At 67.0% G+C, this 26382-nt stretch carries 25 protein-coding genes, 1 tRNA gene and 2 pseudogenes; 18 read left to right on the top strand and 10 right to left on the bottom strand.

The window, feature by feature from the left end; all coding sequences use genetic code 11:
• Positions 1-25 precede the first annotated feature (25 nt).
• Entirely contained in the window at positions 26-1369 is a 1344-nt protein-coding gene (locus ACLJQ7_RS23960; RefSeq protein WP_410650412.1) for a lysine N(6)-hydroxylase/L-ornithine N(5)-oxygenase family protein, read from the bottom strand.
• Between the two features lie 137 nt (positions 1370-1506).
• On the opposite strand from ACLJQ7_RS23960, the gene ACLJQ7_RS23955 reads away from it, so the two are divergent.
• The 6 genes from ACLJQ7_RS23955 (at position 1507) to ACLJQ7_RS23930 (ending at position 8418) form a co-directional block, all read left to right on the top strand.
• Positions 1507-2454 (top strand): methionyl-tRNA formyltransferase, encoded by a 948-nt coding sequence (locus ACLJQ7_RS23955; protein ID WP_410650411.1) that lies wholly within the window; start codon positions 1507-1509, stop codon positions 2452-2454.
• A 39-nt stretch (positions 2455-2493) separates the two neighbouring features.
• Positions 2494-2931, top strand: coding sequence for a PPOX class F420-dependent oxidoreductase (locus ACLJQ7_RS23950; RefSeq protein ID WP_410650410.1), 438 nt, complete (start codon positions 2494-2496; stop codon positions 2929-2931).
• A gap of 261 nt (positions 2932-3192) precedes the next feature.
• The gene (locus ACLJQ7_RS23945) at positions 3193-5298 is read left to right on the top strand and encodes an alpha-galactosidase (protein ID WP_410650409.1); all 2106 of its coding nucleotides are present in this window, start codon (positions 3193-3195) and stop codon (positions 5296-5298) included.
• 138 nt (positions 5299-5436) lie between these two features.
• The gene (locus ACLJQ7_RS23940; RefSeq protein ID WP_410650408.1) at positions 5437-6708 is read left to right on the top strand and encodes an extracellular solute-binding protein; all 1272 of its coding nucleotides are present in this window, start codon (positions 5437-5439) and stop codon (positions 6706-6708) included.
• 7 nt (positions 6709-6715) lie between these two features.
• The gene (locus ACLJQ7_RS23935; protein WP_410650407.1) at positions 6716-7603 is read left to right on the top strand and encodes a carbohydrate ABC transporter permease; all 888 of its coding nucleotides are present in this window, start codon (positions 6716-6718) and stop codon (positions 7601-7603) included.
• Positions 7600-8418: a carbohydrate ABC transporter permease gene (locus ACLJQ7_RS23930; RefSeq protein ID WP_410650406.1), complete on the top strand. Its 819-nt coding sequence runs from the start codon at positions 7600-7602 to the stop codon at positions 8416-8418. Before ACLJQ7_RS23935 ends, ACLJQ7_RS23930 begins: the two co-directional genes overlap by 4 nt.
• Before the next feature lie 29 nt (positions 8419-8447).
• Here the strand turns inward: ACLJQ7_RS23930 and ACLJQ7_RS23925 are convergent, their stop codons facing one another.
• Positions 8448-10085 (bottom strand): ABC-F family ATP-binding cassette domain-containing protein, encoded by a 1638-nt coding sequence (locus ACLJQ7_RS23925; protein ID WP_410650405.1) that lies wholly within the window; start codon positions 10083-10085, stop codon positions 8448-8450.
• 146 nt (positions 10086-10231) lie between these two features.
• On the opposite strand from ACLJQ7_RS23925, the gene ACLJQ7_RS23920 reads away from it, so the two are divergent.
• Together ACLJQ7_RS23920 and ACLJQ7_RS23915 are read left to right on the top strand one after the other, a co-directional pair.
• Positions 10232-11122 (top strand): PaaX family transcriptional regulator C-terminal domain-containing protein, encoded by an 891-nt coding sequence (locus ACLJQ7_RS23920; RefSeq protein ID WP_410650404.1) that lies wholly within the window; start codon positions 10232-10234, stop codon positions 11120-11122.
• Positions 11123-11157: 35 nt separating this feature from the next.
• Positions 11158-11937 (top strand): enoyl-CoA hydratase/isomerase family protein, encoded by a 780-nt coding sequence (locus ACLJQ7_RS23915; protein ID WP_410650403.1) that lies wholly within the window; start codon positions 11158-11160, stop codon positions 11935-11937.
• Positions 11938-11941: 4 nt separating this feature from the next.
• On the opposite strand, the gene ACLJQ7_RS23910 is transcribed toward ACLJQ7_RS23915, so the two are convergent.
• Together ACLJQ7_RS23910 and ACLJQ7_RS23905 are read right to left on the bottom strand one after the other, a co-directional pair.
• The gene (locus ACLJQ7_RS23910) at positions 11942-12850 is read right to left on the bottom strand and encodes a CU044_5270 family protein (RefSeq protein ID WP_410650402.1); all 909 of its coding nucleotides are present in this window, start codon (positions 12848-12850) and stop codon (positions 11942-11944) included.
• Positions 12843-13445: an RNA polymerase sigma factor gene (locus tag ACLJQ7_RS23905; RefSeq protein ID WP_410650401.1), complete on the bottom strand. Its 603-nt coding sequence runs from the start codon at positions 13443-13445 to the stop codon at positions 12843-12845. Before ACLJQ7_RS23905 ends, ACLJQ7_RS23910 begins: the two co-directional genes overlap by 8 nt.
• A gap of 220 nt (positions 13446-13665) precedes the next feature.
• On the opposite strand from ACLJQ7_RS23905, the gene ACLJQ7_RS23900 reads away from it, so the two are divergent.
• From ACLJQ7_RS23900 to ACLJQ7_RS23890, 3 genes are all read left to right on the top strand, one after another.
• Positions 13666-15882, top strand: coding sequence for a glycosyl hydrolase family 18 protein (locus tag ACLJQ7_RS23900; protein WP_410650667.1), 2217 nt, complete (start codon positions 13666-13668; stop codon positions 15880-15882).
• 197 nt (positions 15883-16079) lie between these two features.
• On the top strand, positions 16080-17249 hold the full coding sequence (locus tag ACLJQ7_RS23895) for an alginate lyase family protein (protein ID WP_410650400.1): 1170 nt from the start codon (positions 16080-16082) through the stop codon (positions 17247-17249).
• A gap of 139 nt (positions 17250-17388) precedes the next feature.
• Positions 17389-17462, top strand: a tRNA-Pro gene (locus tag ACLJQ7_RS23890).
• 309 nt (positions 17463-17771) lie between these two features.
• On the opposite strand, the gene ACLJQ7_RS23885 is transcribed toward ACLJQ7_RS23890, so the two are convergent.
• The gene (locus ACLJQ7_RS23885; protein WP_410650399.1) at positions 17772-18428 is read right to left on the bottom strand and encodes a class I SAM-dependent methyltransferase; all 657 of its coding nucleotides are present in this window, start codon (positions 18426-18428) and stop codon (positions 17772-17774) included.
• 329 nt (positions 18429-18757) lie between these two features.
• On the opposite strand from ACLJQ7_RS23885, the gene ACLJQ7_RS23880 reads away from it, so the two are divergent.
• The gene (locus ACLJQ7_RS23880; protein ID WP_410650398.1) at positions 18758-19177 is read left to right on the top strand and encodes a hypothetical protein; all 420 of its coding nucleotides are present in this window, start codon (positions 18758-18760) and stop codon (positions 19175-19177) included.
• Here ACLJQ7_RS23880 and ACLJQ7_RS23875 read toward each other — a convergent pair.
• The 3 genes and pseudogenes from ACLJQ7_RS23875 to speD form a co-directional block, all read right to left on the bottom strand.
• Positions 19156-19821: a hypothetical protein gene (locus tag ACLJQ7_RS23875; protein ID WP_410650397.1), complete on the bottom strand. Its 666-nt coding sequence runs from the start codon at positions 19819-19821 to the stop codon at positions 19156-19158. The genes ACLJQ7_RS23880 and ACLJQ7_RS23875 overlap by 22 nt on opposite strands.
• A 106-nt stretch (positions 19822-19927) precedes the next feature.
• Positions 19928-20065 (bottom strand): annotated as a pseudogene (locus ACLJQ7_RS23870) (hypothetical protein); the annotation flags it as partial.
• Positions 20066-20299: 234 nt separating this feature from the next.
• Positions 20300-20695: an adenosylmethionine decarboxylase gene (gene speD, locus ACLJQ7_RS23865; protein WP_410650396.1), complete on the bottom strand. Its 396-nt coding sequence runs from the start codon at positions 20693-20695 to the stop codon at positions 20300-20302.
• Positions 20696-21149: 454 nt separating this feature from the next.
• Here speD and ACLJQ7_RS23860 point away from each other — a divergent pair, with 454 nt between their 5' ends.
• From ACLJQ7_RS23860 to ACLJQ7_RS23835, 6 genes and pseudogenes are all read left to right on the top strand, one after another.
• The gene (locus ACLJQ7_RS23860) at positions 21150-22361 is read left to right on the top strand and encodes an MFS transporter (RefSeq protein WP_410650395.1); all 1212 of its coding nucleotides are present in this window, start codon (positions 21150-21152) and stop codon (positions 22359-22361) included.
• Positions 22358-23128, top strand: a complete 771-nt coding sequence (locus ACLJQ7_RS23855; RefSeq protein ID WP_410650394.1) for a hypothetical protein — start codon at positions 22358-22360, stop codon at positions 23126-23128. Before ACLJQ7_RS23860 ends, ACLJQ7_RS23855 begins: the two co-directional genes overlap by 4 nt.
• Positions 23121-23738: a CGNR zinc finger domain-containing protein gene (locus ACLJQ7_RS23850; protein ID WP_410650393.1), complete on the top strand. Its 618-nt coding sequence runs from the start codon at positions 23121-23123 to the stop codon at positions 23736-23738. Before ACLJQ7_RS23855 ends, ACLJQ7_RS23850 begins: the two co-directional genes overlap by 8 nt.
• A gap of 3 nt (positions 23739-23741) precedes the next feature.
• A complete protein-coding gene (locus ACLJQ7_RS23845; RefSeq protein ID WP_410650392.1) occupies positions 23742-23939 on the top strand; it encodes a hypothetical protein in 198 nt (65 codons plus the stop codon).
• A pseudogene (locus ACLJQ7_RS23840) lies at positions 23858-24702 on the top strand (asparagine synthase-related protein); the annotation flags it as partial. The gene ACLJQ7_RS23845 and the pseudogene ACLJQ7_RS23840, both read left to right, overlap by 82 nt.
• 108 nt (positions 24703-24810) lie before the next feature.
• On the top strand, positions 24811-25233 hold the full coding sequence (locus tag ACLJQ7_RS23835) for an asparagine synthase-related protein (RefSeq protein WP_410650666.1): 423 nt from the start codon (positions 24811-24813) through the stop codon (positions 25231-25233).
• A gap of 43 nt (positions 25234-25276) precedes the next feature.
• Here the strand turns inward: ACLJQ7_RS23835 and ACLJQ7_RS23830 are convergent, their stop codons facing one another.
• Positions 25277-25633 carry a hypothetical protein gene (locus tag ACLJQ7_RS23830; RefSeq protein ID WP_410650391.1) on the bottom strand — a complete coding sequence of 119 codons (357 nt, stop codon included), beginning with the start codon at positions 25631-25633 and terminating at the stop codon, positions 25277-25279.
• A 463-nt stretch (positions 25634-26096) separates the two neighbouring features.
• The gene (locus ACLJQ7_RS23825; protein WP_410650390.1) at positions 26097-26378 is read right to left on the bottom strand and encodes a peptidase inhibitor family I36 protein; all 282 of its coding nucleotides are present in this window, start codon (positions 26376-26378) and stop codon (positions 26097-26099) included.
• Positions 26379-26382 lie beyond the last annotated feature (4 nt).

The following is a 26382-nucleotide window of genomic DNA, read 5'->3' as shown; positions in this document are numbered from 1 at the left end:
CAGAGCTTTCGGGATCGTCCGTGCCTCAGGCGGGCGCGGTCCCGCTCACCGCGTACTCGGGCCGGGACACGCCGGCGGCCCGCCGGTCCACAATGGACTGAAGGATCTCGCCGACGCGGACGGCGGTGTTGGACAGCAGCGACGACGTGATGCCGTGCGTGTGCTCGGTGCCGCCCTGCAGGTAGATCCCGCCGTCCAGCGGCGGCTCGGTGACGATCCGGTAGTCGCGTTCGACCCGGAGCCTGCCCCCGTCGTCACGCGTGCAGGCGGAGGCGAGTTCGCCGAGCAACGGCGTCGGGTCCGCGGGGCTGTACCCGGTGGCGTACACGACGAAGTCGGCGTCGAGCCGGGTCCGCTCCCCTGTCTCCAGCGCTTCGACGGTGACCCGCACTTCGGAGCCGGTGTCGATGACCTCGGTGGGGCGGGAGACGTTGATGAGCTTCAGCCGCTCGACCCCCTGCACCTTCTCGCGGTACACGCGCCGGTACAGCTCGTCGATAAGTTCGATGTCCACGGCCGAATAGTTGGTCGCGCCGTGGTAGCGCATCAGCCGGTCCTTGACCGCTTCCGGTGCTTCGTAGAACCGCCCGACCGCCTCGGGGTCGAAGATCCGGTTGGCGAACGCGCTGTCGTCGGCCGGGCTGTAGCCGTACCGCGCGAACACCGCGCACACCTCGGCCCGCGGGAAGCGGTCGTGCAGCAGCGCGCTCACCTCGGCCGCGCTCTGGCCGGCGCCGACGACGACGAACCGGCGCGGCTCCTCCGCGGCCATCCCCTCGAGCCGGTGCAGGAGTTCGCTGTTGTGCCAGATCCGTGTGCCCGGCGTCACACCTGCGGGGATATTCGGCCGCAGGCCGGTGCCCATCACCAGATTGCGGGCGCGCAGGTTCACCAGTTCACCGCCGGTGCGGGCGTGCACGTCGAAGAACACGATCTCGTCGCCGTCGAACACCGGAGTGACGGAGAGCACTTCCGTGCCGTAGGAAACCAGGTCGTCGACCCTTTCCGCCGCCCACTCGAAGTAGTCGTGGAACTCGATCCGCAACGGGAACAGGTTCTTGTGGTTGATGAAATCGACCAAGCGGTCCTTGCTGTGCAAATACGACAGGAAGCTGAACGAACTCGTCGGGTTCCGCATCGTCGCCAGGTCCTTGAGGAAGGAGACCTGCATGGTCGCGTTGTCGATCAACATGCCGCGGTGCCAGCCGAACCGCACCTGACGCTCGAGGAAGTGGGCGGTGACGGTCTTCGCCCCCGGCGCGGCGTTGTGCTCGGTGACGGCGATGGCGAGCGCGAGGTTCGAGGGACCGAACCCGACCCCGACCACGTCGTAGACCGGAACCCGTTCACCGACCACTGCTCGTGCCATCTTGAACCCCTAGCGCGGCTCGGCCGCATCTCGGTACTTCGTTACAAAGACCAGGGAACCCTAACCTAAGTTAGGTGAGGCTCAACTAGTACTTTCAGTGGTGATGTTCATCCCTCGACCAGGAGGAGGCCGGTCCCATGCGGGTCGCCATGTTCGGATACCAGACCTGGGGACACCGCACCCTGCGGGCGTTGATCGACGCGGGCCACGAGGTCGCCCTCGTCGTCACCCACCCGAAGAGTGACCACGCCTACGAGAAGATCTGGTCCGATTCCGTCGCGGACCTCGCCGAGGCCAACGGGATCCGCGCGCTGCTTCGGCAGCGTCCCGACGATGCGGAACTGCTGGCGGAGCTGAAGGAAGCCGATCTCGACCTGATCGTCGCCAACAACTGGCGAACCTGGCTGCCGCCCGAGATCTTCGAGATGCCGCGGTACGGCACGCTGAACGTCCACGACTCGCTGCTGCCCGCCTACGCCGGCTTCTCGCCGCTGATCTGGGCGCTCATCAACGGGGAGAAGGAAGTGGGCCTCACCGCCCACATGATGGACGCCGACCTCGACGCGGGCGACATCGTGCTCCAGCGGTCGGTGCCGGTCGGCCCCAAGGACACGACGACCGATCTGTTCCATCGGACGGTCGACCTCATCGCGCCGATCACCACCGAGGCCATCGAGCTGATCGCGAGCGGGGACTACACGCCGGTCAAACAGGACCGGTCGAAGGCCAGCTTCTTCCACAAGCGCGCCCTCGAAGACAGTCTCATCGACTGGTCCTGGCCCGCCGACGAGATCGAGCGGCTGGTGCGCGCGCAGTCCGACCCGTACCCCAACGCGTTCACCTACCACCGCGGGAAGCAGCTGCGTGTGATCCGCTCGTCGGTGTCGGTGGGTCACTACGGCGGCACCCCGGGGCGGATCTTCATCCGTGAGGGTGAAGGCGTCGTGATCGTCGCCGGGCCCCAGGCGCGCCGGGGCCGATCGCACGGTCTCGTCATCGAGCGGGTCCGGACCGAGGACGGCACCGAACTGGCCGCGAACGAGTATTTCCGGACGATGGGTGGCTATCTCACCTCGCGCCCCTAAGGTGTGCCCACGGTTCGACAGCCACCTGGAGGGAAATACATGCCGGAGAAGATGACCGACGACCAGCGCCGCGCCTTCCTCACCGAAGGCACCCGCACCGCCGTCTTCGCGACGGTCCGCCCGGACGGCAGGCCGCACGCGGTCCCGATCTGGTTCGCCCTCGACGGGGACGACATCCTGGTCAACCTGGGCGCGGACACCGTCAAAGGCAAGGCGCTCAAGGAGAATCCCCGCGTTTCGGTGGTCGTCGACGACCCGGTTCCGCCCTACTCGTTCGTGAGCGTCGAAGGGGTCGCGGAGATCGTGACGGATCCGGACGGCGTTCGCGCGGGTTCGGAGCCGATCGCCCGGCGGTACCTCGGTGAAGCCGGGCAGGAGGCCATCGACGGCTGGCTGGCGTACGCGACGTCTCCGGGGAAGGTGATCGTGCGGGTGCGGCCGGACCATTTCGTGGCGGTCGCGAAGGTCGGCGGCTGACGTCGCTTCGGTCCCGGCCCCTGTCCGTGAAGGCCTCCTTGAGGGACTCTGGGTCCCTCAAGGAGGCCTTCACGGCCTCGATCCCGTAAGCGCGCCAGCAGTCCCGCCGGTTTCGCGTGTCGTCCATCCAGACACGCGCGTCGTCCATCCAGACACGCGCGTCGTCCATCCAGTTACACGAAACCGCCATCCGCGAAACGTGATGTACCGCCGAGCGGGAACCCTCTGGCCGCCGCCACCGTCCGGCGCCAGGATGGCCCCGTGGCCGAGATCGTTTTCGACGAGAACACCCGCTCCTGGCTCATCAGCACGGTATCCACGAGTTACGCGCTCAGGCTGGCCGAGGACGACACGCCCTCCCACGTCTACTGGGGCCCGAAGCTGACCATGGCCCAGCTCGCCGACGTCCTCCCTCGGACGAAAGAACGCTGGGACGCCTTCAACGATCCCAACGAGGGTCTCGGCGAACTCGCCGCCGACGGGGGCACCCGGTACTGGACCCCCGCCCTCCAGGTCCGGTTCGCCGACGGGACCCGGGCCCTCGAATGGCGCTACCTCGACCACGACATCGACGGCGGGCAGCTGCGCGTCCGGTTCCGCGATCGCCACTACCCCCTCCGGATCACGCTCGGCTACCGCGTCCCGGAGGGCACCGACGTCATCGAGCGCTGGACCGAACTCGGCCACGACGGCACGGACGGCCCGATCGAGGTCATCCGGGCCGATTCGGCGACCTGGGTCGTGCCGGACCGGCCGGACTACCGGATCAGCCACGTCACCGGCCGTTGGGCGGCCGAGAGCCAGCTGCTCCGCGAGCCTGTCCCCCACGGCGAAACGACGTTCGGCAGCAGGCGCGGCATCACGAGCCATCACGCCAATCCGTGGGTGATGCTCGACGACGGCGACACGACCGAGCGGCACGGCGAGGTCTACAGCGCCGTGCTCGCGTGGAGCGGTTCGTGGCGGATCACCACCACCCGATCGTTCACCGGCCGCCTCACCGTGACCGGCGGTTTCGGCCAAGACGGCGTCGTCCCCCGGCTCGCCCCCGGTGACATGCTCACCACGCCGGTTTTCGCCGGGTTGTACACCGAGGGCGGATTCGGTGCCGCGAGCCGCGCCTGGCACGCGTACACGATCGGCCACGTCCTCCCGCATCCCGGCGAGCTCCGGCCGGTGCTCTACAACTCCTGGGAGGCAACGGGTTTCGCCGTCACCGACGCGGGACAACGCGCGCTCGCGAAGAAAGCGGCCGCGCTCGGCGTGGAACTGTTCGTGATGGACGACGGCTGGTTCGGCGCCCGGAACGGCGACCACGCCGGCCTCGGCGACTGGCAGGTCAACCGGGACAAGTTCCCCGACGGCCTCGAACCGCTCGTCGGCGAAGTGCACCGCCTCGGCATGAAGTTCGGGCTCTGGGTCGAACCCGAGATGGTCAATCCGGACAGCGACCTCTACCGTACCCACCCGGACTGGGTCCTCCACCATCCACATCGGACACGTTCGGAGCTGCGGCGGCAGCTGGTGCTCAACTTCGCGCGCCCGGACGTCGCCGGGTGGGCGTTCGGCACACTCGACTCCCTCGTCGGCACACACGGGATCGACTTCCTGAAATGGGACATGAACCGCCCGTTCAGCGAGGCGGGGTGGCCCGCCGACAGCGATCCGGACCGGCTGTGGGTGGAGCACACCCGCTCGGTCTACGCCATCATGGACCGCCTGCGCGCCCGCCATCCCGGGCTGCGGATCGAGGCGTGCGGCGGCGGTGGCGGCCGGATCGATCTCGGGATCCTGGCCAGGACGGACCAGGTCTGGACTTCCGACAACACCGACGCGCTCGACCGGCTCGTGATCCAGCACGGCTACGGCCAGGTGTATCCGGCGCGCGCGATGGCGGCGTGGGTCACCGACGATCCCAACTTCGTCACCCGCCGATCCACGCCGCTGCGCTTCCGGTTCCACGTCGCGATGGCGGGGGTGCTCGGCATCGGCGGCGACATCCTGCAGTGGTCCGAGGAGGATCTGGACCACGCGCGCGAACAGATCGCGCTGTACAAGGAGATCCGGCCGATCGTCCAGCACGGCAGGCTCCACCGTCTCATACCGCCTGTCGCGGACGGCGTCTCCGCGCTGCAGTACGTGGCGGCCGACGGCGGGCGGGCGGTGGTGTTCATGTTCCGGCAAGCGGCACATTTCCACACTCACGAACGACCGGTCCGGCTCGACGGTCTCGACCCCTCCGCCCGCTACCGCGACGAGGACACCGGCAAGGCGTGGCACGGTGCCTCGCTCCTGGCACACGGCCTGTTTCCGGGTTTGCCGGAGGGGGATTTCGCCAGCGTCGTGATCCGGTTGACGAAGCTCTGAACGCCAGGATAGATCAGATGTATCGCCCATTTCTGCCCACCGTAGACGACAGAAGCCGCTTGACATCGCCCTAGACATCCGATCGAATGCCGTCGTATATGAGACGCCGTGCATCGCCGCGAGAAGGGTGGCTGGGGCATGAGAAGGTCCTTCGCGTTGGGAGCCGCATTACTCCTCGCCGCGAGCCTCACCGGTTGCACCGTCGGTGGCGGGACGAATGCGTCCGGGAACGAGATCACCTTCCTGACGTTCGAGACGCCGAACCTCCCACCGTCCTACTGGGACTCCGCGATCAAACGCGTCGCCGACCGCGATCCCGGCCTGAGCGTGAAGAAACTGGTCGCCCCGTCGACCGACCGCACCGGCTACGCCAAGCAGTTGCTGCAGTCCGGCCAGTTCCCCGACGTCGCGATCGCCGTCGACTCCGCCGGGTTCGCCGAATCGGGCAACCTCTACGCCTGGACGCCCGAGGAGCTCAAGGACTTCCAGTTCCCCGCGGCCAACCCGATCAAGGGCGGCCACCACCAGCTGCCCGCCAACACCCAGACCATCCCGCCGATCTACTACAACAAGAAGCTGTTCGCCGACGCCGGGATCACCTCGACGCCGAAGACGTGGAACGAACTCCTCGCCGCGTCGGAGAAGCTGAAGGCGAAGGGCATCGCTCCGTTCACCATCGGCGGCGGCAAAGAAGGGTTCCCGTCCGCGATGCTGCTCGACGGCCTGGTCAGCGTCGACGTCTACGGCAGGACACCGGACTGGCTTTCCCAGCGGCGGGCCGACCAGGTCAAGTTCACCGATCCGGCCTTCCAGCAGGCGTTCGGCAAGTTCGCCGACCTGGTGGCCAAGGGCTACCTGGACAAGACCCAGATCTCGCGGGACTACTCGGCGACCGAGGCGGCCTTCCTCAACGGCGAGGGCGCGATGTACCCGATGGGCAACTGGTTCGCGGCCAGCGCCGACGCCAAGAAGCCGCCGTTCGAGATCGGCGTCTTCAACTTCCCTTCCGAGGACGGAAAACTCGTCGTGTCCGCCTACACCGGCGGCGGCATCGTCGTCAACGCGAAGTCGCGGAACCTCGACGCGGCAAGGAAGTTCGCGCTCGCGTTCCAGCTCGACAAGGAGCAGATCGACGCCTCGGTCAAGGCCGACGGCCTGTTTCCGGCGATCAAGGGTTACACGCCGCCCTCCGGCGTCGGCCCGGTTTTCCAGGCGGGCTACGACCTGTACCAGGAAGCCGTCGCGAAGAACGCGGTCGTGAATGCCTTCAGCTGGGAGACCGCGGACGACGGTCTTCTGCCGGGGATGAAGGACAAGGTCTACCAGGCCGCGCAGGACGTCATCACCGGCCGCAAAACGGTGGCCGACGCGTGCGCGTTCCTGGACACCGAATGGGCGAAGGCGCGCTGACGTCACGATGGGAAGAAAACCGATCTTGCCGCGGGTATGGCATTTCGCCTCGTTCGGCGCGCCCGGCGTCGTCATCTACCTCTGCTTCGTCATGGCGCCGATCCTCATCAGTTTCGGCTACAGCCTGACGAACCACAACCCGTTCAACCCGCCCGCGGAGTTCGTGGGGCTCGAGAACTACCGGCTGCTGTTCCAGGACGAGCAGTTCCTGACCGCGCTGCGGGTCACGACGATCCTGACCGTGATCGTCGTGGTCGTCCCGAACGTGCTCGGGCTCGGCGTCGCGGTACTGCTCGACCGGAAAGGCCGGCTGTACAACGCTTTGCGGAGCGTGTTCTTCACGCCCGTGATCCTCAGCTCGGTCGTGGTCAGCATCATCTGGACGAAACTGCTCGACGACCGGGGCCCGGTCAACGACGCGCTCCGCGCCCTCGGCGTCGAGCATCCGCCGGGCTGGCTTTCGGACCCCGATCTCGCGCTGTACTCGGTCGCCTCGATCGTGTGCTGGCAGATGCTGGGGTTCTGCGTGGTCGTGTACCTCGCCGGCCTGCAGGGTGTCCCGGCCGAACTGCTGGAGGCCGCGGAGATCGACGGCGCCGGACCGGTCCGGCGGTTCCGCGCGGTGACCTGGCCGCTGCTCGCGCCGTCGCTGACGATCAACACCGTCGTCCTGCTGATCTCGGCGTTCAAGACCTACGACTACGTCAAAGTGGTCACCAACGGCGGGCCGGGTTCGGGGACCACGGCCACCATCGCGTTCGCCGTCCTCGCCACCGGCCTCGACGCGAACCACGTCGGCTACGCGTCCGCGATGGCCGTGGTGATGCTGGTGATCGTGGCGACGCTGACCACGATCGTGCTCCGGTTCCTGCGGCGGCGGGAGGTGGACCTGTGACCACGAAACTCCGGGCCGTCGCGGCGATCCTGGCGAGCGCGCTCTTCGCCGTGCCGCTGTACTACGTCCTCGTCAACGTCTTCAAACCCGGCGATCGGATCGCCCAGGAGCCGGCGTCGGTCCCGCTGCCACCGACGCTGGCCAACCTCCACGCCGTCCTCACCCGGCCCGACGGCCTGTTCTGGGTGAGCCTGGCGAACAGCATGCTCGTCACCGTGCTGTCGATCATCGTGCTGACCGTGCTTTCGGCCATGCTCGGGCACTACCTCGCGCGGTCGGGCAGGCGATGGACCAAGGTGCTCACGCTGATCCTGTTGGCGGGCTTGATGATCCCGCCCCAGGTGATCCTGATCCCGGTCACCGAGGTGCTGCGGCTGACCGGGCTGATGGCGACGATCCAGGGCTTGGTGCTGTTCAACGTCGGCTACTACGTGCCGTTCGGCGTCTTCGTGTTCACCGGGTTCATCCGCGGGGTTCCGGTGGAACTCGAAGAGGCCGCGCTGCTCGACGGCGCGAGCCGGACACAGGTGTTCTGGCGGATCGTGTTCCCGCTGCTGCGCCCGGCCACGGCGAGTGTGCTGATCTTCCTCGGGGTGTGGATCTGGAACGACTTCATCGATCCGCTGATCATCCTCGGCCCCAGCCAGGGCACGACGATCACCACCGGGATCTACCGCTCGATCGGGCAGTACCAGGCGGATCTCGGCAGCGTGTTCGCGCTGATGTTCCTGGCGACCCTTCCGGTGCTGATCTTCTACCTGGCGTTGCAGAAGCAGTTCGTGAAGGGACTCACCGGCGGCGCGACCAAGGGCTGACCCCCTGCCGCATTCAGAGGACCGAATGCTCAGAGCTCCGTGACCTTGCCGTCGGCCACTTCCAGCCGGCGCGTCGTCGCCACCGCGTCCAGCATCCGGCGGTCGTGGGTCACCAGCAGCAGCGTCCCCGGATACTCCGCCAGCGCCGACTCCAGTTGCTCGATCGCGGGCAGGTCGAGGTGGTTCGTCGGCTCGTCGAGCACGAGCAGGTTCACCCCGCGTGCCTGCAGCAGTGCCAGCGCGGACCGGGTCCGCTCCCCCGGCGACAGCGTGGCCGCGGCCCGGAGGACGTGCGCGGCCTTGAGCCCGTACTTCGCCAGCAGCGTCCGCACATCGGCGTCGGCCAGTTCCGGGACCTCGCGGGCGAAGGCCTCGACCAGCGGAAGGTCACCGAGGAACAGCTTCCGCGCCTGGTCGACCTCACCGACCACGACACCCGAACCGAGTGACGCGGCGCCTTCGTCGACTGGGACACGGCCGAGCAGCGCGGCGAGCAGCGTCGACTTCCCGGCGCCGTTGGCCCCGGTGATCGCGACCTTGTCCGCCCAGTCGATCTGCAGGTCCACCGGGCCGAGGGTGAACTCGCCCCGCCGCACCACCGCGCCGCGCAGGGTCGCCACGACGGCGCCCGCCCGGGGCGCGGCGGCGATCTCCATCCGCAGTTCCCATTCCTTGCGCGGCTCCTCGACGACTTCGAGCCGCTCGATCATGCGATCGGTCTGCCGGGCCTTCGACGCCTGCTTCTCCGTCGCCTCGCTCCGGAACTTGCGGCCCACCTTGTCGTTGTCGGTGGCCTTGCGCCGGGCGTTCTTGACGCCCTTCTCCATCCACGAACGCTGCATCGCGCCACGGGCTTCGAGCGAGGCCTTGGTGTTCGCGAACTCCTCGAACTCCTCGCGAGCGTGCCGCCGTGCGACGGCGCGTTCCTCCAGGTACGACTCGTAACCGCCGCCGTAGGTCCGCACCTGCTGTTGCGCGTAGTCGAGTTCGACGACGCGATCCACGGTGCGGGCGAGGAATTCCCGGTCGTGGCTGACCAGGACGGTCCCGGCGCGCAACCCGGTCACGAACCGTTCGAGCCGCTCCAGCCCGTCGAGGTCGAGGTCGTTCGTCGGCTCGTCGAGCAGGAAGATGTCGTATCGGCTCAGCAGCAGCGACGCCATCCCCGCGCGGGCCGCCTGCCCGCCCGACAGCGACAGCATCGGCTGGTCGAGGTTCACGGTGAGCCCGAGATCCGCGACGACCTCGCCCGCCCGGTCGTCCAGGTCGGCCCCGCCGAGCGCGAGCCAGCGGTCGAGCGCGAGACCGTACGCGTCGTCCGCGCCGGGTTCGCCCGCGGTGAGCGCTTCGGTGGCGGCGTCGAGCGCGGCCTGCGCGGCGGTGACGCCGGTGCGCCGGGAGAGAAACGCGCGGACGGACTCACCCTCACGACGTTCCGGCTCCTGCGGGAGGTGACCGACGGTGGCCGTCGGCGGGTTCAGCCGGACGCTGCCCTCTTCCGGCGGGACGAGGCCGCCGAGGGTCTTCAGCAGGGTCGACTTGCCCGCGCCGTTGACCCCGACGAGACCGATCACTTCGCCGGGCGCGACGACCAGGTCGAGACCGGAGAACAGAACGCGGTCGCCGTGGCCGGCGGCGAGATTCTTGGCAACGAGTGTGGCGCTCATGAGATCGGTAAGTCTACGGGGGCCGATTGAACAGCTCGTGGTCCCTCGGAAGAGTGGCAAGTATCCAAGCGATCACGGAACGTGGGTAACCTGGTTGTTCTTCTGGACCCGAACGAACCCCCGAGCATTGAGGTCGGTGACAGCAAATGGCGGACTCCGCCACCCCGGTCCCCGTCGTCCACCAGCAGAAAGGCGGTACCCGTAGGCCGACGTTGAGCAGGCGGCGGGAAGTCGGTCATGCCAGCGCGCGGTCGCTGCTGATGACGATCCTCGGCGAGTACGTCCTGCCCCGTGACCAATCCATCTGGACCTCGACGCTGGTCGAGGCGCTGCGTGTGCTGGACATCGAGGAGAAGTCCGCACGGCAGGCGCTGGCCCGTTCCTCCGCCGAGGGCTGGGTCGTCTCCGAACGCGTCGGACGAAGAGTGCGCTGGTCGCTCACTCCACCAGGCAGACGGCTGCTGACCGAAGGCGCGGAACGGATCTACGCGTTCGGCAACGAGGAGAAGGCCTGGGACGATCGCTGGCTGATGCTGATCGTGTCGGTCCCCGAAGCGAAGCGGGATCTCCGGCACAGGCTGCGCACCCGCCTGACCTGGGCCGGCTTCGGTTCGCCGGTGGCCGGTGTCTGGGTCAGCCCGGATCTCAGCCGCCAGCGTGAGGCCCAGCAGATCGTCCAGGAACTCGGGCTCGACGCGCAGGCGATGTCGTTCACCGCCGCCTACGGTGACGTCGGCGATCAGGAGACGATGGTCGCGCGGTCCTGGGACCTGAGTGAGCTCAAGGACCGCTACGAGGACTTCATCGACCGATTCACCGGCCAGCACCCTTCCGGTGAACGCGGTGTCCTGCGCGCGCAGACCGAACTCGTCCACGAATGGCGCAGCTTTCCGTTCCTCGATCCAAGGCTTCCGCTGAAACTTCTTCCCGACGGTTGGAGCGGCGTGCGCGCGGCGGACCTGTTCCACCGCAAGCACGTCGAATGGCGACCAGAAGCACAGGCGCAATGGGACGAACTCGTGGCCGCGTCGGGCTAGGGTCACGGGAAAACGACCATCGGAGGGAACCCGCCTTGGCCGCCTCGATCCGCCTCGACCGTGAAGCCGACCTCGCCGTCCTGACCATCGCTTCGCCGCCACTGAACCTCTACACGGCGGAACTGCAGGCCGAACTGGGCGAGGCGATCGGCGAACTGGAGACCACGCCGCCGCGCGCGGCCCTGATCCGCGCCGAGGGGAAGATCGTCAGCGGTGGCGTGGACGTCTCCCTGTTCGACGCCCAGTCGAGCGCGGCCGAGGCGAAGGTGCTCTTCGACGAGATGCTGGCGATCCCCGACCGGATCGCCGCACTCCCGTTCCCCACCGTGTTCGCCGCCCACGGCCTGTGCCTGACGTGGGCGTTCGAAGTCGCGGTCGCCTGCGACATCATCCTCGCGAGCGAGAAGGCCAAGTTCGGCCTCGTCGAACGGGTCGTCGGCCTGACCCCGACCATGGGCGGCACCCAGCGGCTCGCCGCCCGCGCCGGCGTCGGCCGCGCCAAGGAGTTCGTGATGACCGGCGCGACCTACGACGCCGCGACGCTCGAACGCTGGAACGTGGTGAACCGGGTGCTCCCGATCGACGGCTTCGACGAGGCCGCACGCGCCTTCGCGACCGACCTCGCACAGGGGCCGACGAAGGCGCACGCGGCCACCAAGAAGGTCCTCGAGCACTACGAGCACGGCGGCGTCGCCGAGGCGAACGAGCACATCACGACGATCGCCGCCGGGCTCTTCGACACCGAGGACCTGCGCGCCGCGGTGAAGTCGTTCCTCGCCGACGGCCCCGGCAAGGCGACCTTCACCGGCCGCTGATCCGCTAAGGCCGCTGACCGACCGCGTCCACCACGCCGGACGCGGTCACCGCGGTCGAATTCGTGCCCAGATAAACGAAGGTGTCGGCGGCGAAGACGATCACCACCGGTTTCGCCACCTTGGCGTCGGCCCCCGGCCCCAGCGGCCAGGTGATGCCCACCCCCGGCCTGCCCGCCGCGTCCTGGGTGCGGTCGATGGCGCGCAGCCCTGGGACCTTCGCCGCCGCGCCGAACAGGGCCGCCCGGGTCGCGGGCGAAAGATAACTCTCGTTCGCCAGCGCGAGGACGTCCTTGCCCATCGCGTTGAAGTCGCCGTCGTGACCGCTGTGGTTGGCGTTGAGGTAGGCGAACATCGCGTCCGCGTCGGTGGGGAGATCCGCCCGGTAACCGGGCGACGGCGTGCACGGCTCCATGACCCCGTCGAGCGGCTCTTCGCCCTTATACGCTTGCGCCCGCCCGTTCCGGCAGCCCGGAAGCGGAAAGGAACTTCCGTTCGCGAGCTTGATCACGCCGTCCCGGGTGCCATCGGCCGAAAGCCACGATTCGCGCTCGCCGTTGGGCTCTTTGGTCTTGGTGTAGAGGAATTGGTCGGGCCTCGGCGGTGCGGCGGGAGACTTCAGCGCGGCCGCGGCGGCGTTCCGGAGCACTGTCACGGGATCCGCGGCAGCCGTGGGAGGTTGAAGACCGGCCTGTTCGACCGGGGCGAGCGCCACGACGGCGGTGACCGCCGCGGCGAGACCGACCGCACCGGCACCGACCCAGACTCCGCGTCGCCTTTTCCGCAGCGGCACCACGTTTTCCGTCTCGGCGGCCGCGATCTCGGCCATCAATCGCGCGCGGGCCGCGCCGAGCGCGCCGGATTCCGCGAGCGGTACCGATCCCGTCCGATCGGCGATCAGCTGCAGCTCATCCATGGGCGGAGATCTCCTTCGCGGTCGTGGTGTCCGGGCGCCCGAGCGCCTCGCGGACCTTTCGGCGGGCACGGTTGAGCCGAGAGCGGACGGTGCCGAGCGGGATTCCCAGCGCGGTGGCTATCTCCTCGTAGGAGAGGCCTTCTCCGGCGAACAGCGTGAGCGTGTCCCGGTCGCCGTCGGCCAGTTCCGCCAGCGCGGAGTCCAGCAGCTTCCCCATCGCCTCGGCGGTCACCTGATCGGCGACACGTTCGGCGTGTCCTTCTTCGTCGGGTGGCGGGCCGAGGGCCTTGCGGAGTTTCAACTCCCTGACTTCGTCACGGCGCCGCTGCGCCACCAGGTTGGTCGCGATGCCGTAGAGCCACGGCCGGGCGTCGCGGCGTTCGGTGTCGTATCCGTCGCGTTTGCGGAAGGCGATCAGGAACGCCTCACCCAGCATGTCCTCCGCGGCCGAGGGCCCGATCCGCCTGGTCAGGTAGCGGTGGATGTGCGCGGCATGCCGGTCGAAGATGACCGAGAACCAGTCCGGCCTGGTCACCGACCTCGCGATCAACTCCGCGTCTTCGAGATCGCCCGGATCCGCCCTTGATGAGCTCATGAACCGCCCTTCGCCGTTCGTCAGTGTCACCTGCTATCCGCGGCCAGGGCCGAACGGGTTCACGACCGACGAATCGGTCTAGACCTTTTATGCGCTCCGCGCTACATTCAAGTGTGGTCTAGACCACACGCGCCACTTTCCGAGCAGGTCAGTCTCGCCGCCTCTTTTGGAGAGAACCGCCATGAGACGCACTCGAAAACGACTACTCAGCGCATTCACCGTGACACTCCTCGCCGCCGGGCTCCTCGTGGCCGCGGGCACTCCGGCGCTGGCGGCGGGCCGCCTCCGCGCCGCCTTCACCTTGGCCGGAACCACCGGCGAGTACACCGTCACCAACCCCAGCAGCGAAACCGTCGCCGACTGGTCCATCACCTTCACCGTCCCCGCCGGTGTGACCGCCACCAGCGGCTCCAACGGCACGGTTTCCCAGACCGGCAACCAGGTCACCCTCACCCCGGCGTACTACATCAAATCCCTCGCGCCGGGCCGTTCGACCTATCCCTACAGCCCGTCGTTCCGGCTCAGTTCCGCGGTCAACCCGACCACATGCCGGATCGACGACGCCAACTGCGACGGTTCCGGCGACACGCCGCCGTCGACCCCGGCCAACCTGCGACTCGTGGCGAAGACGACCACGACCGCCGCGCTGGCCTGGAACCCCGCCGCCGCGGGCTCCCTGCCCGTCGTCGGCTACGACGTCTACCAGGGCACCACGCTGGCGGCGTCGGTCACCGGCACTGAAGCGAGGATCACCGGCCTGACGCCGAACACGGCGTACAGCTTCACCGTCGTCGCCAAGGACCGGAAGGACGCCAAGTCCCCACCCACAGCGGCGCTGGCAGTGACCACCAACAACCCGAGCGACGACACCCAGGCACCGACCGTACCGTCGAACCTCCGCTCGACCGCGGTCACCTCGGGCTCGATCTCGCTGGCGTGGAACGCGTCCACGGACAACACCGGCGTCGTCTCCTACGACGTCTACCGCGGCACGACCCTCGCCACCACGGTGACCGGGACGACCGCGACGGTGACCGGGCTTTCACCGTCCACTTCGTACTCTTTCACGGTCAAAGCCCGCGACGGGTACGACAACGTCTCCGCCGCGAGCGCAGCCGTCAGCGCTCGCACCGGCGACATCGTGAACGGGTACGCCCGGGTCGGCTACTTCGTCCAGTGGGGTATCTACGGCCGCCAATTCTTCATCAAGAACATGGTGACCAACGGATCCGCCGCCAAGCTGACCCATCTGCTGTACGCCTTCGGGAACATCGACCCGGTCAACCACACCTGTCTTTCGGGTGTCACCAAGGGAACGACGCCGAATCCGCAGGACCCGAACCAGGGTGACGGCGCCGGCGACGCGGAAGCCGATTACTCGCGGCCGATGTCCGCCGCCCAGTCCGTCGACGGCGTCGGCGACACCGGCTGGGAGACCCTGCGCGGCAACTTCAACCAGCTGAAGAAGCTCAAGGCCAAGTACCCCAACCTGAAGATCCTCATCTCCTTGGGCGGCTGGACCTACTCGAAGTACTTCTCCGACGTCGCGGCCACGCCCGCGTCACGGCAGAAGTTCGTCGCGTCGTGCATCGACACGTACCTCAAGGGGAACGTGAAGCCGTACGGCGGCGCCGGCGGTCCGGGCACCGCCGCGGGCATCTTCGACGGCATCGACATCGACTGGGAATGGCCGGGCAGCCCCGACGGGCACCCCGGGAACCACTGGAGCGCCAACGACAAGACGAACCTGACCGCCCTGCTGGCCGAGTTCCGCACGCAGATGGACGCCTACGGCGCGACCACCGGCAAACGGTACGAACTGCAGGCGTTCACCCCCGCCGACCCGGCGAAGGTGAAGGGCGGCTGGGAGATCCCGAAGATCTTCGACTACCTCGACGTCGCGAACGTGCAGGGCTACGACTTCCACGGCTCCGGCAGCGACAACTCGTGGGAGCCGAACCGCACCGGCCACCAGGGGAACCTTTACGCCGACGCGGACGATCCGTACAACTTCAAGTTCAGCGTCGAATCGGCGATCAACGCCTACACCGAGGCCGGGGCCAATCCACGGAAACTCACCCTCGGGCTCGCCTTCTACGGGAGAGGCTGGCAAGGGGTCGCGGACGGCGGCAAGAAGGGCGAATGGCAGAGCGCGACCGGAGCCGCGCCAGGCCAGTTCGCCGAGGAAGCAGGTACTCGTGGCTACGCGAATCTCTTGGCCAGTGTCCCCAACTGCGCCGTCCAGCACGACACCGCGGCCGTGGCCACGTCGTGTTACACGGGCAACGGAGGGCAATGGTGGACCTTCGACGACGCCTGGGCCATCCAGCAGAAGGTCGCCTGGCTCAAGACCCGAGGACTGCTCGGGGTCATGGCCTGGGAGATGTCCGGTGACACCGGATCCCTCATGACCACAGTGGACAACTCCTTGAAGTGACCTCAGGCGGCAAGTCCGTGAAGGCCTCCTTGAGGGACCCAGAGTCCCCCAAGGGGGCCTTCACGGCGTACGACCGCTGCACAGGGGCGCGATTCTTTCTTTTTGGGGTGAACAAAGGTCTTGACGCAACTGGTTCAGACCATGACACTGAATCGTGCGCCGCCGGTGACCTGGTTCACACCCACTCGAGGAGACCCATGTCCCTACCGAGGAAGCTGCTCGCCCTGGCCACGCTCGTCTCGTTGGCATCAGGCCTTTTCGGTGTCCCAGCGCAGGCCGCGCCCGCCACCTTCACCCATCCCGGCGTGCTGGTCAGCCGCCCGCAATTGGACTTCGTCCGCGCCAAGGTGCAGGCAGGGGCACAACCGTGGAAACAGGCCTACGACGCGATGATGTCGAGTTCGTACGCCTCGCTGTCCCGGTCACCGAAACCCCGCGCCGTCGTCGAATGCGGTTCCTATTCGAATCCGAACATCGGCTGTACCGATGAACGGCAAGACGCGATCGCCGCGTATTCCCTTTCGCTGGCGTGGTACATCACGCGCGACGCGAAATACGCGACCAAGGCGATCGAGATCATGGACGCCTGGTCCGCGGTGCTGAAAGATCACACGAACAGCAACGCTCCCCTGCAATCGGCGTGGTCGGCCTCCTCGTGGCCACGCGCGGCGGAGATCATCAAGCACACCTACCCGAGCTGGCCGAATTCCGGTCGCTTCGGCACCATGCTCCGGAACGTGTACCTGCCCGAGGTGATCAACGGCAGTCACAGCAACGGAAACTGGGAACTCAGCATGACCGAGGCCGCGATCGGCATCGCCGTCTTCCTCGACGACAAGACGGCCTACGACAAGGCCGTCGCGAAGTTCCGCACCCGCGTCCCCGCCTATCTCTACTTGACCGGCGACGGCGCGCTCCCGAAGACCGCGCCCGGCAGCGGCCTGGACACCCGCGACAAGATCGTCAAGTACTGGCAAGGCCAGACGACGTTCGTCAACGGCCTCTCCCAGGAGACCTGCCGCGACTTCACCCATACCGGCTACGGGCTTGCCGCCATCGCGAACTTCGCCGAGACCACCCGGATCCAGGGCCAGGACCTCTACCCCGAGATCGCCGACCGCCTCCGCGAAGGCCTCGGCTTCCACGCGAAGTACCAAATGGGCGCCGCTGTCCCCTCCTGGCTGTGCGGCGGCAACCTGAAACTCGGCCTCGGCCCGATCACCGAGGTCGGCTACAACCACCTCCACACCCGCCTCGGGCACACCATGAGCAACACCGAGGCGCTCACCCTGCGTCAGCGCCCGGCGGGCACCAACAACCTGTTCGTCTCCTGGCAGTCCCTCACCCACGCCGGCAACCCCCAGTGACCCCGTGGGGGCCGCCCGAATGCGGCAGGGCGGCCCTCACGGACCGTTTCCCCAGCTCAGACACACAGTGACCCCTGGTTGCAGGCCCCCGCTCGGGACCCGCTAAAGTACTCACATCGCACTCCACGGAGCGCGGGTCCGGGCTGTGGCGCAGTTTGGTAGCGCACTTGACTGGGGGTCAAGGGGTCGCAGGTTCGAATCCTGTCAGCCCGACGGACAAGAAGGCCGCTTGGCTTGAGTGAAAACTCAGGTCAGGCGGTTTTTCGTTTCACCGAAGACAATTTTTCGGCAAGCACCGAAGCATTCGCTTGGGGACCACGTGGGGACCAGACCGGTTTTCGGGCCCCGAAGCGCACTTGACCGGAGCGGAAGAGGACCAGCGACGCCCCGCCATTCGAGCTCCCTTTGCGGGCGAAACTCCTTCAACGCGCTGTCACAGCGTGCTGACGTACCGCCACTGACACGTGTCCTGGGAGCGCCTTCGCGACCTGGCCGAAAAATGCACGCAGGACGTCGAACCGGTCATGCCCGCCTGCCCACGTATGCCCAGATCTCCGGATAATCGGTGTCAGAACCGGGGATCCGGCGAAGGTCGGTCAACTCCACACCGGCGTCGGTGAATGCGCTCCGGTAGAGCTCCTCATCGAGTCGCAGCCGGCCAGGATGAACCGCCGACATCCAGTTCGCACCCGCGAGGAGACCGCCGGGGACCGTCTTCTCCGCCATCCACGCGACCCGTTCGGCGAAGTGCCGTTCGTCGTCACACAGGCCCAGGAGTCCGAACTGGGTTACGAGATCTGCTTGCGGCAGATCGCCGGCATCCCCGCCGAGGCAGTCGGCGACCCGGACGTCGGTCACCAGAGCGCACAGCGACCGCCAGTCCGCCTGCGTCCGGCCACCCAGCTGGAGTGCGGTGCGATAGGCACCCTGTGCTTCGGCGCTGGTCGCGTTGACTCGCAACAGTTCCAGGCGGGCCGGATCGAGGTCGACCGCGGTGAGCCCGGCGGCCCGAAGGGCACAGGCCCACAGCAGCGACTCGGATCCGCAGCCGAGGTCCAGCCATGAGCCGACCTGCGGCAACGTGCGAAGCATCGCGAGGATCTGTTCGGTCCCCATGCCGTAAACGAACTGTCGCGCGTAATAGGTGTCCCGGTACTCGTGAGCGTCCAACGTGGTCATGTACGAGTCTCCTTCCGGAGCGCGATTTCGGTCATTGCCGGTGATCGTGGTTCGACGACAGTCAGCTGCCAGGGGCCGTTCTCGAGCGAGCGGACGGTGAGCAGTCTCAGTCGGACGGTGGAGGGTTCGAGGTCGACGCCGTTGAGCACGCGCCGGAAACCTATGTGGAGGTCGTCGTTCTCCCGGCGCTGGAAACGAAGACGGGTCAGTGTCCCGCCCTCGCCGTCGGGCCTCGTCCACTCGTGAAGCCAGATGCCGTGGGCCGCGTGGGGTCGTAGCACGGTGCGGTGTCGGCTGAGCCATCGTCGTGCCGGAGCAGGACGTGGGCGATGAGCACGCCACCGGGCCGCTCCATCGCCAATGAGCCCGTCCAGCGCGACGCCGAGTCCGATGGACACAGCCAGCTGGTTGAGGGCACCGTTCGGGCAAACAACTACCGGGAACTGGCTCGTCGGCCGGTCAGTGCCGATCCGGTGCCGCGAAGCCCCACCGGACATCCCGGCGGAATCGAGATTCTGCAGAGCGGCGGTGATCATCGCGGGCTCGGCGTCGAGCAACGAAGGAACAGCGCCAAGACGCGCGTAGTCGGCGAGGTGATGCCCCGCCCCGGAGGGAACTTCGGCCACCTGGGTACCGAATCGGACATGGTTGTCCAGAAGACCGGGCGCGCGCAATCCCCGGGTCTCCACCGCGTAGAAGGCGGCTCGCTCAGCGTAGCCGGAGACCATCAGCCGGCGACGGAGTCGTAGTAACCGAGGTGCTCGGCCAAAACGGGATGCCGAACCTGCCCCTCCGACACGATCAGCGCCGTGTCGATCACGGGATCGGGATTGTCCCGGAGCACCCGCTCGGCCAGGCGAACGAGGTACGGCATCGCCGCGGCCGTGTACGCGCGGGAGGACGTGACCGGGACGACCGATGGGAGCACGTCGATCTTGACGTGCAGGACCCCGACCACTTCCCGGGGTGGTTCTCCCGGCTGCTGGACCGGGCCGGCGCTCGGAAGATATCCCGGGCCGTAGCCGGCGGTCGCGTCGACGACCACCGATCCTCGCCGCATCGTCCGCACCAGCTCGGGAGTGACCATCGCCGGGGTCGAGAACGTCGAGACCAGGATGGCTCCGATGAGTACGTCCGCGTCCGGCAGCTCCTGAGCCAGACGTTCCGGCGAGTTGATCTCCGCACGGCACTTGTTGCCCGTCCTGCACAGCACTTGATCACGCCCGTTCGCGGTTCGGCAAAGAACGAGCACATCTGCTCCGAGACCGGCGGCGGTGTCCGCCGCAGCCATACCGACGTTGCCGGAACCGATGACGACGACCTTGGGCGGCGGGCATCTTCGACGGCGGCCAGCAGCACACCTCGTCCGCGACAGTAGGTCTGCAAAAGGCATGGGCGGCATGGAACACCGCTTGGATGCCGGCGATCGTTCCGCCCGCCCGCATCAGGGGGAACCGGCCGTTCTCGACGAGGAACTCATAGCTGTAAGCACGCGCGCCACTCCGGAGCAACGGCCTGATCAGATCAGGTCGTCCCTCGGCATGGAAGACCGCGCCCAGTGTCTGCTCCGGTGAGCAAGCCGAGATCTCATCCGCGCTGAAGGGCTTGTACTTCAGGAGCAGCCGCGCGGAGTTCACATCCGCCTGCCGCCCGAAGCGGACGCCGGCACTTGCCAGCGACTCATCCGGTGCCCGATACGCGCACCGATACCCGGCTCGGCGACAGGCACGAACCCGGCCGCGCACAGCCCTCGAGCGAGCTCCGGTGTGAGGATGACGGGCCGATCGGAACCAGGCGGTTCGGAAGGGAACCCGATCACTGCCGTCTCGATTTCTTCAGCCATCTTCATCTCCCCCCACGAATATCGGGACTCAACTACAGGAAATACCACGCTTTTGTTCGACGATATGGATTCGTCCAGGAATGAACGCGTCTTGAAGGGCAGGTATCGCGTCGTACGGGTTGCATGAACCACAAGTGAAGACGTCGAGGGCGGCATAGCGAATCTCCGGCCACGCGTGGATGGAGATATGGGATTCACCGAGGACAGCCACCGCGGTGACCCCCTGCGGGCGGAACTCGTGGAGGAAGAAGTCGAGAAGTGTTGCGCCACAGTCCTTTGCCGACCGTCGCAGGGCCGACTCGACGACGGTCGCCTCATCAAGACGATCCGCCTCCCAGATATCGATGGTGATATACGTGCCGGCATAGCTGATGCCGTTGTCCTCGACGGTGAACGCCACGGGAGCAATAGATGCATCGGTCACGGAAACCCCACAGCAAGAAGAAATGGAAGACGCCATCAAACGGTTTCAATGGCGAGAACGATCACCATGAACGTAACACCCGTGTTCGATTAGACGCAACGAAGAGCGCAGCGCGACAAGCACTGCATCCATGCTGACATCCGAGTGAAGCACGCATCGAGACGTATTACTCTTTGTTCAACGACGCGCCGGTTTGGATTACCGTGCTGCGGGTATCGCGCGAGCCCACCCCGCCCCAAGGGTTACGCCAAGCAGGTGGGACACCTCGAGGGTTACCGTCGAAACCGGGTTTGCCGGTGCATCCAGACCCGACCAACGGGATACGCCAGGTCAAACGAGGGGAGTATTCCAGCAGGGGCATCATCTCCGGCCGCCGACGAGGTGTCCGCTACTCCGAACCGGTGAAACTTCGATAGCCGGTGTGTGAGCGAACGGACCGGGGGTAACCGGAGACATGCACACCGGAACAGCGGCTGCGACGACGCCGGAATCGGGCGGCGAATGGGCCACTCCGTGGCGCCTCGGTCTGTGCGGGTTGGCGACGCTCGCGGTCGCCTACGGATTCGGACGATACGGGTATGGCCTGTTCCTGCCGCGCTTTCAAGCCGAGTTCGGTGGCTCGGCCGGACTCCTCGGCGCCGTGACCAGCATTGGCTACCTCGGAGAACTGGTCGCTCTCAGTGTCGTCGCATGTTGGGCGGGCCGGAGGTCACCGCGGCTGCCGATCGGCGTCGGGCTGGGCTGCGCCGGGGCCGGGATGCTGCTGATCGCGGTGGCCCCGAACACGGGCGTCCTGGTCGCGGGAGTGGCCGTGTCCGGAATGGCTCCGGGATGGGTCTGGACGCCGTATTCCGACGTCGTGGAGGATACCGTCACCCCTGGTGCGCGCGCACATGCACTGTCGTTGATCAGCACCGGCACCACCTTCGGGGTCGTCCTCGCCGGCCCTGCCGCCTTGTTCGCGACCGACTCTCGGTGGAGGGTGGTCTGGCTCGGTGCGGCCGTGGCGGCGTTCCTCGTGATGGCGTGGAATCTCCGTACACTGCCGTCTGCGCCGGCGACGCGCGCGCGACCGCGTGAGCCGGTTCGGTGGCTCGAATTGACGCGCAGGCGAGGCACCTGGGCCCTGTTCGCCGCAGCGGCCTCGTCGGGGCTCGTCGGCGCCGTCTACTGGTCGTTCGCCGGGCTCGCCGTCGCGACGGCCAATGGCGAGGACCAGCGTGTGGCCCCGGCGCTGTGGACGGTCATCGGGATCGCGGGCGTGGCAGGGGTGTTCACAGGCCGTTTCGTACGACGTCACGGTCTTCGCTCGATCTTCGTGGTCGCCCAGCTCGTTCTTTCCTGCTCGACAGCCATTCTCTGGCTGGCGCCGCAGGGTTGGGGATTCGCCTTGACCTCCGCGGTTCTCTACGGCGGCGGGTTCATGGTCGGCGGCACTTTGCTGTCGGTCTGGAGTTCGATGGTGTTCCCGGACCACCCCACCCGCGGCTTCAGCGTCGTGGTCGTCTTCATCACGCTGGGCGCTGCCGCGGGGCCTGCAGCGCTCGGACTCGTCGTCGATCTCGCCGGTCTCACCACCGCCTTCGCCATCACCACGCTGCTCGCGCTGGCCACCCTGGTGGCCCTGCCTCGACACACACTCACACGATCGCGAGAGACACGGTGACCACAGCCCACGCACTGACCCGCAGCGACATTCTGGGCCGCCCCAGTTTTTGTAAGTTCTCCGAGCTGGGGATCCGGCAATTCGAACATGGTTACCCCGCGGACCTGCTGACGACCATCCTCACCAAAGCACTCCACCTCAGAGTGAACGCGGCGAAGACCAACCTAGACCTGCGTTACCTCCGCGACGCGCATCATCACATTCCCGAAGTCGCGCAACTGATGTACGACAAGGAAAGACTGCGGCGTCTCAGCGATCTTGCCGATGTCCCTCTCGAGCCCTATCCGGTGGACTTCCTCAGCTCCATGATCACTTTCATGAGCCCCGAGGACGGCACCGTCGATTGGCACGGCGACAGCGTGCCGGTCACGGAGCTCATCGCCTTGTCGGCGGACGACGTCTCCGGTGGAGAACTGGTGATATATCGCGGCGAGCTCGACGAAGGCCGCGCCCGACTGGCTTCGGAGGGGTTCCTGCCCGAAGACCGAACGACCCGGATCACCCACCGCGTCGGTCACAGCGTCTTCGGGCAGCTGATGGGTGTTCTGCACAGAACCGCTCCGATGACAGCCGGGACCCGGGTGACCCTGAACCTCAACCTCCGCTCGGCGGTGCAGCCGCACATCGACGATCAGCGGCTGAGTCACCTAGCGGCCGAGAGCCCGGAGTTCGACTGGCTCGACCACTACGTCAGCGATGTTCGGTCCCGCCAACTGCCCTCGCTGCGAACCAGCGCCGCGGCCGCCGGGAAGGATTCGGATGCCTGAACCACTGGAGCACATCGGCGGACTCGCCTGCCTGGACTTCGCCAATACCGTCGGCCCTCGCCGGGCGCGCGCAGACAAGGATCCCCACGACTATCTCGCCGACTTCACCAGCCTCGTCGAGTGGTCCGCGAACACCGGTACCATCGGGACGAACCGAGCGGGTTTGCTGCGCAAACGCGTCGATCGCGATCCCGACGCGGCACGCGACACACTGTCGCGGGCCAAAGAACTCCGCCAGTCCATCTACGTGGTCTTCGCCGCCATCGCCCAAGGCGATGAACCGCCGGGCTCAGCACTCGAACACCTTCAACAAGAGTTCACCGAGGCGATGCGACGCGCCAGCCTGGTCTCCACGCCGGCCGGTCTTAACTGGAGCTGGTCCCCCAGAGGCGAACTCGACTGCGTTCTCTGGCCGATCGCACAGTCCGCGGTGGAAGCCGCGATCAACGCCGACTTCAGCCGGATCAAGGAATGCCTCGGCCACAACGGCAGCTGCGGCTGGCTGTTCTACGACACCAGCAAGAACGGGGCCCGCCGGTGGTGCAGCATGAGCGCCTGCGGCACCTGGGCAAAGACCAGCCGTCGCCGGTCCTCCGGCAGGAAGGGGTGAACCATGTGCGGCATCGTCGCCATCCACGGTGAACCCGTTCCACTGCTCGGACGGCGCATGCTCGACCGCATCGCCCACCGCGGCCCGGACGATCACGGGAGCGTCGAACTACCGAACACCTGGTTGGGCCACCGACGATTATCCATTGTGGACACCAAGGGTGGACACCAGCCGCTCGTCGATCACGGGGCAATCGACTGATCGGCAACGGCGAAATCTACAACCACGCGACTCTGCGCTCACTGTTCCCCGACCATCACTGGTCGACCGGGTCCGACAACGAAGTCGCCCTGCGTATCGCCGTCCACGGCGGAGGGCCTGCGCTTTCGGCCTTGCGGGGCATGTTCGCGTTGACCGCCGCCGGCCCGGAACTGCCGTTCCTCGCGGCCCGCGACCCGGTGGGCATCAAGCCACTCTACTGGGCGCATATTCCTGGTTCGGTGCTGTTCGCTTCCGAGATGAAGGCCTTCGACCCTGAGCATCGCGGTCACGTAAGGCCCTTCCCGCCAGGATTCTTCTGGACCCCGCACACCGGCCTTCAGCGTTTCGCGAACGCGCTTCCTCCAGAGACCAGCACCGCATCGGGAGCTGTGGATCATGAAGCGGCGATCCGCGAGAGCCTGATGACCAGTGTGGAGCTTCAGATGATGGGCGACGAACCACCTGGCGTGTTGCTGTCCGGCGGTCTGGACTCCAGCGTCGTGGCAGCGATCGCCGCCCGCTGGTGTCGCGAGCGAGGTCGCCGGCTACGCACCTTTCCGTCGGCACAGCCGAATCAGCCGACCTGGAGGCGGCGCGGCGAGTCGCCGCCCATCTGGGCACCGAGCACTTCGAACGGACCTACACCGCCGAAGCCGCGATCGCCCGGGTGCCAGAGGTCGTCCGCGCTGTGGAGCACTACGACCCTGCGCTGCTCCAAAGCTCCGTCGCCAATCACTTCCTCGCGGAACTGGCGGCACAGCACACCAAGGCTGTACTCACCGGCGAAGGCGCGGACGAACTGTTCGCCGGATATCGCTATCTACGCGACTTCCGTGACGACGAAGCTCTCGAAGCCGAACTTCGCCGTACAGTGTCCACTTTGCACACCCTGAATCTGCAACGCTGCGATCGCACGACCATGGCCTTCGGCCTCGAAGCACGGGTGCCGTTCCTCGACACCGACTTCATCGCGACCGCGATGGCCATCCCGATTCGCCTGCGGCGCCCCGACCACGGCAGACGCGAAAAGCATCTCCTTCGCCGGGCATTCACCGGGTGGCTGCCCGAGGAACTGTTGTGGAGAAGCAAAGAGCAGTTCGGGGACGGCTCTGATATGTCCGGCGTCCTGCGCGACGCCATGAGCAGCGAGACGACCGACGCCGAACTTCAGGAAGCCAGAGCCGCCAGCGAACCGGCTCTGCGCAATCGCGAGGAACTCGCCTACCACCGGATCTGGCAGCACGAACTCGCCGGCATCAGCCCACGCACCCTCGATCTCTCCATGACCTTGTAACGGCCCACGAACGCAGGAGCCACGCCATGCCCTCGCCAACCCTCTACGCCGCGACCGCAGCCGCCCGGGACAACCTCCGCCGGGCCGCCGGTAGCACGTGGTCCCAGCCCTCCGACATCGGAACCACCCTGGCCAACCTCTCCGCCGCCACGAACGCCATGAACCGGATGTTGTCCGACTGGGGATCAAACTTCTCGCCTCCGACCCCACTACCGAGTTCGCCTCGGTCGACGGCCCCTTCACCGGCGACACCATCCAAGCCGTGCACACCGCCGGTCTGTGGCTCACCAGGGCCGTCGACACCTGCACCCACCTCAGCAATTACCTGGACAACGCCCACGTCGCGGTCGGGCGGTCTAGCCGCTCCCCGGTCTTCGCATCCGGACTCGTAGCGGATCATTCCGATGTCATGTCACGGGGCCGTCGGCACGTCACACGCGGATGCCGCCGCATCACGAGTCCTCCGGCTCGGATTACCTTGTCGGGGCCGACTCCAATCGGAGACGTCACAGGCCTCGAACCATAGTGTTGTCCCGGTGCTTTGATCGCGATGCGCCACCGACGCGCCATGCAACCACCTTGGCCGGGACCACACTCGTCGGCGCCTCGAAGGCGTAGCGGCGAACCGGTAGGTGAGTACGCGGTGTGTGCAACACATCCGATCCCGGCCGGCGCTGCTGGCTTCAAGTCCAGGCACTCGAAGCCAGCAGCGCGGACGCGTGTCCGATTAGCAGCCTTTAGGAGGGAGCTGATCGTTTTGTCCATGGGCGGTAGCACCGGCTCCGTCCAGTCGCCGATCCGCAACATTAGACCGCGATAGTACGGCTCACGGTGGGCTAAACGCGTGACATCGACTCCCCTGCTCAGCAGCCGCGCAGCGAGCTGATGCGGTCGTTCATGTGGGCGGGCACGTTTCCTCGCCAGCCGACGGAAACACGCCACGGGGTGCCGCCGTAGTCGGCGTCGGTGTAGGTGCACCAGATTCGGTTGGTGTGGTTGTAGACGGAGGAGATCTGGTCGTTGAAGTTCTGTCCCTGGAGATTGGCGGAGCCGGTCTGGAAACGAACCATTCGGCCCTGAGCGTTGGCGTGCTCCCACGCGCAGAACCAGCCGGACGGGCAGTCCGAGTAGGCGGTGATCGACACACCA

The sequence above is a fragment of the Amycolatopsis sp. cmx-4-54 genome, assembly GCF_046548895.1.
Taxonomy (GTDB): Bacteria; Actinomycetota; Actinomycetes; order Mycobacteriales; family Pseudonocardiaceae; genus Amycolatopsis.
Note: the sequence above shows the minus strand (reverse complement) of the source record. Positions and strands in the feature narration are given on the sequence as shown.